This is a genomic window from Streptomyces katrae (assembly GCF_000966975.1).
Taxonomy (GTDB): Bacteria; Actinomycetota; Actinomycetes; order Streptomycetales; family Streptomycetaceae; genus Streptomyces; species Streptomyces katrae.
Map to the genome: position 1 here is coordinate 1 of NZ_JZWV01000867.1, position 1,542 is coordinate 1,542.

Here is a 1,542-nt window from a genome sequence, read left to right on the forward strand (position 1 = left end):
ACTCGCTGCGCTCCGAGGACGGCTCGACCACGGTCGACGGCCTGGCCTCCGACGCGGTGTGGGAGGGCCTCCAGTACCCCGAGGCGGACTTCCGTGCCGACGCGAAGGTCCTGGACGGGGTGGAGCTGATCGGTGAGGGCACCATCGCGGACCGGCTCTGGGCCCGTCCGGCCGTCACCGTGCTCGGCATCGACTGCCCGCCGGTGATCGGCGCGACCCCGTCCGTCCACGCGAGCGCCGGCGCGCTGATCAGCCTGCGCGTGCCGCCGGGCGTGGACACCGCCGAGGCGATCAAGCTGCTGGAGGCGCACCTGGTCGCGCACACCCCGTGGAAGGCCAGGCTGGAGCTCGAGGTCGTCGGCCAGGGCCAGCCCTTCCAGGCGGACACGAGCAGCCCGGCGTACGCGTCGATGGCCGCCGCCCTGCGCGAGGCGTACGACGGCCAGGAGATGCAGATCAGCGGCATGGGCGGGTCGATCCCGCTGTGCAACACCCTCACCTCCCTCTACCCGCAGGCGGAGATGCTGCTGATCGGTCTGAGCGAGCCGGAGGCGCAGATCCACGCGGTGAACGAGAGCGTCTCCCCCGAGGAACTGGAGCGGCTGTCGGTGGCCGAGGCCCTGTTCCTGGTGAACTACGCGGAGTCCAAGCGCGCCTGACGTCCGGCCTGTTGACGTACACCCAGGGCGCAGTGCGCCCTGGGCGTACTCCGCTCCCGGCGAAGTCCCGCGCACCGGAGTGATCTTGGTACCTATGTTCGTCCCATGGACATGGATCTCGTCGAAGTACTCCCGAACCGGCTGCACATGCTGCGCTTCCCCATCGGCCAGGCCTACCTCTGGCAGGACCGGGCCGGGGAGGCCCTGACCCTGATCGACTCCGGCCCGTCCGGCGCCGCCGACGCGATCGAGGGGGCGATACGTTCCCTCGGGCTCGCGCCGGAGCGGCTGGAGCGGATCGTCCTGACCCACTGCCACCGCGACCACGTCGGCTCCGCCGGTGAACTCGCCGCCCGCCGGGGCGCGGAGGTCCTGGCCCACCGGCTGGACGCCCCGGTGGTGCGGGGCGAGCAGCCGGTGCCCGAGCCGGTCCTGCTGGACTGGGAAGTCCCGCTCTACGCACACGGCATGACGGTGCCCGAGGCCCCGCCGACCCCGGTCGACCGGGAGCTGGAGGACGGCGAGGTGCTGCCCTTCGGCGGTGGGGCGGTGGTCGTCCACTCCCCCGGGCACACCCCGGGCAGCATCGGCATCCACCTCCCGGAGCACGGAGTGCTGTTCACCGGGGACTGCGTGGCGGGGGTGGGCGAGGTGATGCTCGGCGTGTTCAACACCGACCGCGCCCAGGCCATCGCCACCTTCCACCGCCTGGCCGCCCTCTCCCCGACGGTGGCCTGCTTCGGCCACGGCGACCCGCGCACGGAGAACACGGCCCAGGCCCTGAAGGAGGCAGCGGCAGCCGCCTCCTGACCCGGAGGGCCGGCACGTGCGCTCCGTGCCCGGTCGCCCCGAACGCCGGCGGGGCTGTTCACAGCCCCGCCGG

The 1,542-nt window shown here is 73.0% G+C and carries 2 protein-coding genes; both read left to right on the forward strand.

Annotation, left to right across the window (positions count from 1 at the left end):
• On the forward strand, positions 1-659 hold a 659-nt coding region (locus VR44_RS28390), incomplete at its 5' end, for a M20/M25/M40 family metallo-hydrolase (protein ID WP_045950467.1).
• A gap of 111 nt (positions 660-770) precedes the next feature.
• Complete coding sequence (locus VR44_RS28395; protein ID WP_045950468.1) at positions 771-1,469, forward strand: MBL fold metallo-hydrolase; 699 nt, start codon at positions 771-773, stop codon at positions 1,467-1,469.
• Positions 1,470-1,542: the final 73 nt, after the last annotated feature.

Bases quoted from the DNA above. Each gene is read 5' to 3' on its own strand.
- VR44_RS28395 (WP_045950468.1), top strand. From the start codon at position 771: ATGGATCTCGTCGAAGTACTCCCGAACCGGCTGCACATGCTGCGCTTC.